This is a genomic window from Streptomyces sp. NPDC058662, from assembly GCF_042716255.1.
GTDB lineage: Bacteria > Actinomycetota > Actinomycetes > Streptomycetales > Streptomycetaceae > Streptomyces.
Genome location: NZ_JBHXRU010000077.1, coordinates 23,837 through 30,737, shown reverse-complemented (window position 1 = coordinate 30,737; position 6,901 = coordinate 23,837). Strand labels below are relative to the sequence as shown.

The following is a 6,901-nucleotide window of genomic DNA, read 5'->3' as shown; positions in this document are numbered from 1 at the left end:
GCCCCGGCGGGGACCACCGGGGCCGAGGACGGCGGCGGGCCGTGTGCGCGGCCCGGCTGGGGCCGCCCGGGCCGGGGACGGTGGCGGTGCGGGCGGGTGGGGGTGCGGCGTCACGCCGTGGCGGCGGCGAGGCCGCTCACACAGGCCCAGGCGGCGATCTCGACGCGGTTGCGGGCGTCGAGTTTGGCCTGCACGTTGGCCAGGTGGGTCTTCACGGTGGACAGCGAGACGAAGAGCTCCCCGGCGATCTCGTTGTTGGTGAGCCCGCGCGCCAGACACCGTACGACGTCGCGTTCGCGGTCGGTGAGCGGCTCGGCGGGGCGCCGCGCGGCAGCCGGTGCCGGGCTCCGGGGGGCCGGCTCGCGCAGCAGCCGCACGGTGATGGCGGGTGAGACGAGCGAGTCCCCGACGGCTGCCGCCCGTACCGCTTCAACCAGCATGGCCGGACTGGCGTCCTTCAGGAGGAAGCCGGACGCTCCGCCGTGGAGCGCCGCGTGGACGTACTCGTCGAGGTCGAAGGTGGTGACGATGACGATGCGTGGTCCGTCCGGGCCGGACAGGTGGCGGGTGACTTCGAGGCCGTCGAGTTTCGGCATGCGGATGTCGAGGAGCAGGACGTCCGGGCGGTGCTCGGCCACGGCGGCGAGCGCGGCCTCGCCGTCGGCCACGTCGGCGACGACCTCGATGTCCGGCCGGCTTTCGAGGATCATCCTGAATCCGGTCCTGACCATGTCCTGGTCGTCCGCGATGACCACTCTGATCGCCATGCGCCGCCTGCCCCACTGTCGTCCGCTGCCGGTGTCCTGTTCCCCGGCGGATCCTTCGCATGGGACGGTCGCGCGCTTCGGCCCGCAACCGCAGCGGGAGCCGTCGGGCAACTGCCGCGGTGCGGGGGCGGCGGGGTTCCGGCCTCGCGGGGGCGGCGAGCCTACGGGCGTCCGGCGTGCGGGGCCTCGCCCCTCCGGCCGGATCGGGCCCGGCCGGAAGGACGAGGGGGTACCGCGGGGGGTACTACAGCGTGGCCGCCGCGCTCTTGATCGCGGCGGCGAAGGTGGACACCTCGGTGTAGACGCCGGGGTAGCCGGCGCGGGCGCAGCCCTCGCCCCAGCTGACTATGCCGACCTGGATCCAGGCGTTGGCGTTGTCGCGGCGGAACATCGGGCCGCCGGAGTCGCCCTGGCAGGTGTCGACGCCGCCCTGGTTGTAGCCGGCGCAGATCTCCTCGCTCGGGACGAGGTCGCTGCCGTACGCGCTCTGGCAGCTGGCGTCGGAGACGAAGGGGACGGTGGCCTTCATGAGGTAGCGCTGCTGGCCGCCGCCCTCGCGGGTGGCGCCCCAGCCGGCGACGGTGAAGGTGCCGTTGTCGTAGGCCTTGGTCTCGGCGATGTTGAGGGTGGGCAGGTTGATGGGGCGGGCGAGCTTGATCAGGGCCCAGTCCTTGCCCTTGCCGTTGTAACCGGGTGCGCGCAGGACCTTGGTGGACTTGACCTTGATGGCGGAGGCGCTGTTGAGGTCGACGACTCCGGCGGTGGCGGTGATGGAGGTGTTGTTGCCGGAGCCGTTCACACAGTGGGCGGCGGTGAGGACGATCTGCGGGGTCAGGAGGGAGCCGCCGCAGCCCATGGAGAGGCGGACCATGAACGGGAACTCGCCCTGGGCGGCGCGCGTTCCGCCGACGACGGGGGCGGGGCCGGCGCTGGCGGTGCCGGGCTGGAGGCTGACGGCCGCGAGGGCGACCGCGCCCGCGGCGAGGGCGCGCTTCATGTATCGCGTGAGGGTGCTCACAGTCAACACACTGCCTTTCGTGGGGGGTTGGGCTGTGCGTGCCATTGGGTGAATGACGGGTCCATGACACAACCGATGTATGGCGGACATCAAGACGGTGTTTTCGGCCATCCCCGGCCAGCCGCGGAAGGGATTGCGGCGGAGGCGGCCCCATGACGGACAACGGCGGGCGCGGCAGCCCGGTGGAGCACGGGTTTCCGCACCTGGCCACCGTGCGCGCCGCCCTCACGGCGCTGCACCGGCGACTGTCGGCGGACGGCGTCCGCGCCTACGGCGCGAGCTTCGCCCCCGCCGACGCCGCCTTCGACGCGGCCGACGACCTCCACCTGGGCGCGCAGCGGGTGGCCTCGGCGATGGTGCGCGCCCTGCGCCTGCCGCAGGCGCGCGTCGTGGTGTGCTTCCGGCCGATGGAGCAGGCAGCCACCGTGGAGCTGGGCGCCGGCCCGGAGTACTTCGTCGAGGTCAGCGACCGCTTCCGGGTCCACCGCCGGGACCTGGCGGCGGCGCTGGCCCACGAGGTCGCGCACGTCCTGCTGCACCGGCTGGATCTGCGCTTCCTGACCACCGCGGAGAACGAGATCCTCACCGACACCGCCGCCGCCTACCTGGGGGCGGGCTGGCTGCTGCTCGACGCCTACCGGGAGGACGCGCTCACCCACCAGAGGTTCGGGTACCTCACCCCGGAGGAGTTCGGCTACGTCCTCGCCAAGCGCGCCGCCCTGTTCGGCGAGGACCCGTCCGCCTGGTTCACCAGCCCGCAGGCGTACGAGGCCTACGTACGCGGGCGCGCCCTGGCGGAGCGGGACCTGCGCCGGGCCCCGATGGCGGCCGCCGGTTGGTGGGAGCGCACGCGGTACGCCAGGGACCGGCGCGCGGCGGCCGAACGGGGGCCGGGGCCGGGCCGGGCGAGTGAGGGCGGGGGCGGTACGGGGTACGGGGGCGGGGGCTGGATCGGGACAGGGAACGGGGGCGGGAGGGCGCACGGCGGCCGGAGCAGCGGCAGCGGCAGCGGCAGCGGCAGCGGGCCGGCGTACCGCTTCGAGCGCGACGGGACCGGACTGCGCGTCAGTTTCCCGTGCCCGGTGTGCGCGCAGCGCCTGCGGCTCCCGGTGCGCGGCCCGGTCCGCGCCCGGTGCGGGCTGTGCCGCACGGTGCTGGAGTGCGCCACGTAGCGTCCGCCCGGCGGATTCACCGCGCGGCTACGAAAAGTTTCCTACCGACCAGTAGACAGGGCGTCGGGAGAGGCCGAATCTGAACGCGTACATGCCAATCCCCCGGTCCGAGGAGCGCCCCCCATGCGCATCACCCGCCGCACGTCCACCCGCCGCACGAGCCGAACCGCCGCCGCCGGAGCCGCCGTCGCGGCCGCCGTCCTCCTGCTGGTCCCGGCCGCGGCCGCCGAGGCGGCACCGTCCGGCGCCCCCGCGCCGAGCCCGGCCCGCAGCTCCGTCTCGGCCACGGCGGTCGCCACCGCGTCCGCGCCCGGCGGCAACGCGGCGATCCTCGGCATCGACTACGGCATGTGGCAGCGGGACGTCGCCGCGGCCGTGGACGCCGCCCGCCCCGGCATCGAGCAGCGGATCGCCGCCTCGCCGGCCGGGGAGCGTCCCGCGATCGTCCTCGACATCGACAACACCTCGCTGGAGACGGACTTCCACTGGTTCTGGACGTTCCCGACCCCGGCGATCTCCAAGGTCCGCGAGCTGACCCGGTACGCGGACGAGCGCGGGGTGGCCGTCTTCTTCGTCACCGCCCGCCCCGGGATCATCCACTCCCTCACGGAGCGCAACCTGAAGGCGGTCGGCTACCCGGTCTCGGGCCTGTACGTCCGCGACCTGCCCGACCTCTTCCACGAGGTCAGCACCTACAAGACGGGCAAGCGCGCGGAGATCGAGGCACGCGGCTACACGATCATCGCGAACATCGGGAACAAGGAGAGCGACCTCGTCGGCGGCCACGCCGAACGCACCGTCAAGCTGCCGGACTACGGCGGCAAGCTGTCCTGAGCCCGGACCGCACCGGAGGCGGCAGCCCCCGTCAGGGCCGGTCAGACCTCGTCCGCCGTGCCGTCGTTGTCGTCCCCGCCGGGGTTGCGGGGGTGGCGGATCATCTCGACCAGGAACCAGACCAAGGTGGCCGCGACGACCACCGCCGGCCCGATCACGTCAGCACGGCTCATGCACAGAGTGTGCCCGATCCCCGAGACCGGAACGCACCACTCCAACATCCGGGGGCCTGCCGCGGTTCAACAGGTGGCCGGGGCGGGTACTGATACCCCAACGCACCGAGCAGGCCCCGGACCCGACCCCTCGCCAGGGGGCCGGGCCCGGGGCCTGTTTCCGTACGCGGCGCGGGACTGCCGTTCCATGCGGGCAAATTCGCCGCGGGCACGGCTCGCCGCGAGGATGCCGACGGCGGTCGACGACCGGGCCCTACCGGCCGGGCGTACCGGTCGGGCCTACCGGTCGGGGCACACCTGCCACGCGAGGTGGTACAGCGTGCTGACACTGGCGTCGGTGGAGTCCATGGCCATGAAACTGGTGGCCGTCTGCGGGTTGGACGTGCCGGCGTTCACGCGCAGTTCGGTGTTGATGTTGAAATTGCGCTTCTCCCCGCACGGCGCCCAGACGAGATCGGCGTACTCCGTTCGGTCGGATGCCTGCCAATTGTCATTGAACGGACCGTTGAACTGATGGGTCCGCTGCGAGGTCTGCGGCATTCCCTGGAAGTAGTAACTCGCGCGCTCCTGGCCCCACGCGCCCGGCTGCAGGAAGGCGAATCCCCGGTAATCCGCCTGGACGATCGCGTAGGTGAATCCCGAGGGGACGTGCACGCGGAGATTGAGCTGGCAGTTCTTGCGGAAGGCCGTCGGCGGGGCGCCCGGGCCGACCTGCGCGAGGTATTCGCTGTAGGTGACCGTGAAAGCGGTGTTGTCCGGGGCCACCGCCACTTCGGCGGTGCCCTCGCGGCAGCCGGATCCGTTCACCGTGGCGAGCTCGATCACGATCTTGTCGGGCGGCGCGGTGATCGGGGGCGGGACGGGGCCGGCGACGGCCGCGGGTACGGCCGCGGCCAGCAGCACGGCGGTTACCGCGCCGGCGAGCAGGGTGCGGGACAGGGAGGGGGACATCGTTGTCACTCCTGACCGTGAGTCGGGTGCGTGCGCGCATGCCGGATCAACCCGCGGGGCATTCCTTCCACTCGAAGTGATAGACGGTGCTGACGCTGCCGTCGGTCGAGTCCATGCTCATGAAGCTCAGGGCCTGCGGGTTCGAGGTCCCGGCGTAGACGCGCAGTTCGGTGTTGACGTTGAGGTTGCGCTCCTCGCCGCAGGGCGCCCAGACCAAGTCGGCGTACTCGGTGCGGTCGCTCGCCTGCCAGTTGTCGCTGTACGGGCCGTTGAACTGGTGGGTGGTGCGGGCGGTCTGGGCCTCGCCCTGGAAGTAGTAGTTCGCCCGCTCCTGGCCGAAGGCCCCGCGCTGCAGGTGCGCGAAGCCCCGGTAGTCGGCGCGGGCGATGGCGTACGTGAACCCCTGGGGGACGTGGATCCGCAGCGCGAGCTGGCAGTTCTTGCGGAATTCGGTACCGCCGGAGCCGGCTCCCGTCTGGGCGAGGTAGCTGCTGTACGTGACGGTGAAGGCCGTGTTGTCGGAGGCGGTGGCGACCTCCGCGGTGCCCTGGGGGCAGCCCGATCCGTTGACCGCGACGACGTCGACGGTAATTCTTCCGGGCGGTGTGTGCACTGTGTCGGCCTGGACGGGCGCGGTCACGGCCGAGAGGGCCACGACCGCCGCACCGACCGTCAATCTGCGGAGCGACATCCTTTTTTCTCCATCCGTGCGACCGGTGGTGAATTCGGTGTTTCGGCATGCACATGCCACCACAGCCGCAACGGAGCGGGAAGGACCGGATACGGCCAACGGTCCTCGGCCGCATTCCCTGGCCGAATTCCACGAGGGCGCCCGCCTCCGCGGAGCGCCGCCCATCAGCCCCGCTGCCGTACCCGGCCCCTCCCGCGGCGGACCACGCCGGGCGCGGAGATGACCGGAACCCTCGCGACCGCCGCACCCAACCCCGTCCGCCCCGCCGCGCAGCACCCCCGGCCCGCGGCCCCACCGCGCAGCACCCCGCGCCGCGAACCCCAGCCGCGTACCGCCGCCCCGCCGCGCAGCACCCCCGACCGCGGCCCCGCCCCGCCCGCCCGTCAGCGGCCGCCGTACACCGGCAGCGGGGCCCGGGCCTCGGACAGGAGTTTCACCGCCGCCTCCCCCGCCTCCGCGGGGGTCCAGCGCGCCCCGCGGTCGGCGGTGGGCCCCGGCCGCCAGCCCTCCATCACGGTGATGCGACCGCCCTCCGCCTCGAAGACCCGGCCCGTGACCCCCTCGGAGGCGTCCGAGCCCAGCCACACCACCAGCGGGGAGATGTTCTCCGGCGCCATCGCGTCGAAGGCCCCCTCCGGCGGCGCGGCCATGGTCCGCGCGAAGGCCTGCTCCGTCATCCGGGTCCGCGCCGCGGGAGCGATCGCGTTGACCTGGACCCCGTACCGGCCCATCTCCGCGGCCGAGACCAGGGTGAGGCCGAGGATGCCCGCCTTGGCCGCGCTGTAGTTGCCCTGGCCGACGGAGCCCAGCAGCCCGGCCCCCGAGGAGGTGTTGACCACCCGGGCCGCCACCGGCCGGCCCGCCTTCGCCTGCGCCCGCCACCACGCCGCCGCCGACCGCAGGGGCAGGAAGTGCCCCTTGAGGTGGACCCGCATGACCGCGTCCCAGTCGTCCTCGTCCAGGTTGACCAGCATCCGGTCGCGCAGGAAGCCCGCGTTGTTGACGAGGGTGTCCAGCCGCCCGAACGCCGAGACCGCGCACTCCACCAGGGAGGACGCCCCCTCCCCCGTCGCGATGTCGCCGCCGTGCGCCACCGCCTCGCCGCCCCGCTCCCGGATCTCCGCGACGACCCGGGCGGCGGGGCCGTCCGGCCCCGGCAGTCCGTCCAGCCCCACCCCCAGGTCGTTCACGACGACCTTCGCCCCCGCCTCGGCGAAGGCCAGCGCGTGGGCCCGCCCCAGGCCCCGTCCCGCGCCCGTCACGACCACGACCCGACCCTCTGCGATACCGGCCAT

General features: G+C 73.3%; 8 protein-coding genes. 2 read left to right on the top strand and 6 right to left on the bottom strand.

What is annotated here, in order from left to right:
* Positions 1-110: 110 nt before the first annotated feature.
* Positions 111-767, bottom strand: coding sequence for a response regulator (locus ACFWUQ_RS23505; RefSeq protein ID WP_384541253.1), 657 nt, complete (start codon positions 765-767; stop codon positions 111-113).
* 244 nt (positions 768-1,011) lie between these two features.
* Entirely contained in the window at positions 1,012-1,764 is a 753-nt protein-coding gene (locus tag ACFWUQ_RS23500; RefSeq protein ID WP_384541257.1) for a serine protease, read from the bottom strand.
* A gap of 173 nt (positions 1,765-1,937) precedes the next feature.
* Here ACFWUQ_RS23500 and ACFWUQ_RS23495 point away from each other — a divergent pair, with 173 nt between their 5' ends.
* Both ACFWUQ_RS23495 and ACFWUQ_RS23490 read left to right on the top strand, forming a co-directional pair.
* On the top strand, positions 1,938-2,957 hold the full coding sequence (locus tag ACFWUQ_RS23495; protein WP_384541251.1) for a hypothetical protein: 1,020 nt from the start codon (positions 1,938-1,940) through the stop codon (positions 2,955-2,957).
* A 123-nt stretch (positions 2,958-3,080) separates the two neighbouring features.
* Positions 3,081-3,791: an HAD family acid phosphatase gene (locus tag ACFWUQ_RS23490; RefSeq protein WP_384541248.1), complete on the top strand. Its 711-nt coding sequence runs from the start codon at positions 3,081-3,083 to the stop codon at positions 3,789-3,791.
* Between the two features lie 41 nt (positions 3,792-3,832).
* Here the strand turns inward: ACFWUQ_RS23490 and ACFWUQ_RS23485 are convergent, their stop codons facing one another.
* From ACFWUQ_RS23485 to ACFWUQ_RS23470, 4 genes are all read right to left on the bottom strand, one after another.
* Positions 3,833-3,964, bottom strand: coding sequence for a hypothetical protein (locus ACFWUQ_RS23485; RefSeq protein ID WP_384541246.1), 132 nt, complete (start codon positions 3,962-3,964; stop codon positions 3,833-3,835).
* Between the two features lie 279 nt (positions 3,965-4,243).
* The gene (locus ACFWUQ_RS23480; RefSeq protein WP_384541244.1) at positions 4,244-4,915 is read right to left on the bottom strand and encodes a DUF4360 domain-containing protein; all 672 of its coding nucleotides are present in this window, start codon (positions 4,913-4,915) and stop codon (positions 4,244-4,246) included.
* A gap of 46 nt (positions 4,916-4,961) precedes the next feature.
* Positions 4,962-5,606 carry a DUF4360 domain-containing protein gene (locus tag ACFWUQ_RS23475; protein WP_384541241.1) on the bottom strand — a complete coding sequence of 215 codons (645 nt, stop codon included), beginning with the start codon at positions 5,604-5,606 and terminating at the stop codon, positions 4,962-4,964.
* A 383-nt stretch (positions 5,607-5,989) separates the two neighbouring features.
* On the bottom strand, positions 5,990-6,901 hold the full coding sequence (locus ACFWUQ_RS23470; RefSeq protein WP_384541238.1) for an SDR family oxidoreductase: 912 nt from the start codon (positions 6,899-6,901) through the stop codon (positions 5,990-5,992).

What these genes read in the sequence shown, in the direction of transcription:
- ACFWUQ_RS23505 (WP_384541253.1), bottom strand. Translation starts at nt 767, where the DNA reads ATGGCGATCAGAGTGGTCATCGCGGACGACCAGGACATGGTCAGGACC.
- ACFWUQ_RS23500 (WP_384541257.1), bottom strand. Translation starts at nt 1,764, where the DNA reads ATGAAGCGCGCCCTCGCCGCGGGCGCGGTCGCCCTCGCGGCCGTCAGC.
- ACFWUQ_RS23495 (WP_384541251.1), top strand. Translation starts at nt 1,938, where the DNA reads ATGACGGACAACGGCGGGCGCGGCAGCCCGGTGGAGCACGGGTTTCCG.
- ACFWUQ_RS23490 (WP_384541248.1), top strand. Translation starts at nt 3,081, where the DNA reads ATGCGCATCACCCGCCGCACGTCCACCCGCCGCACGAGCCGAACCGCC.
- ACFWUQ_RS23485 (WP_384541246.1), bottom strand. Translation starts at nt 3,964, where the DNA reads ATGAGCCGTGCTGACGTGATCGGGCCGGCGGTGGTCGTCGCGGCCACC.
- ACFWUQ_RS23480 (WP_384541244.1), bottom strand. Translation starts at nt 4,915, where the DNA reads ATGTCCCCCTCCCTGTCCCGCACCCTGCTCGCCGGCGCGGTAACCGCC.
- ACFWUQ_RS23475 (WP_384541241.1), bottom strand. Translation starts at nt 5,606, where the DNA reads ATGTCGCTCCGCAGATTGACGGTCGGTGCGGCGGTCGTGGCCCTCTCG.
- ACFWUQ_RS23470 (WP_384541238.1), bottom strand. Translation starts at nt 6,901, where the DNA reads ATGGCCGGTATCGCAGAGGGTCGGGTCGTGGTCGTGACGGGCGCGGGA.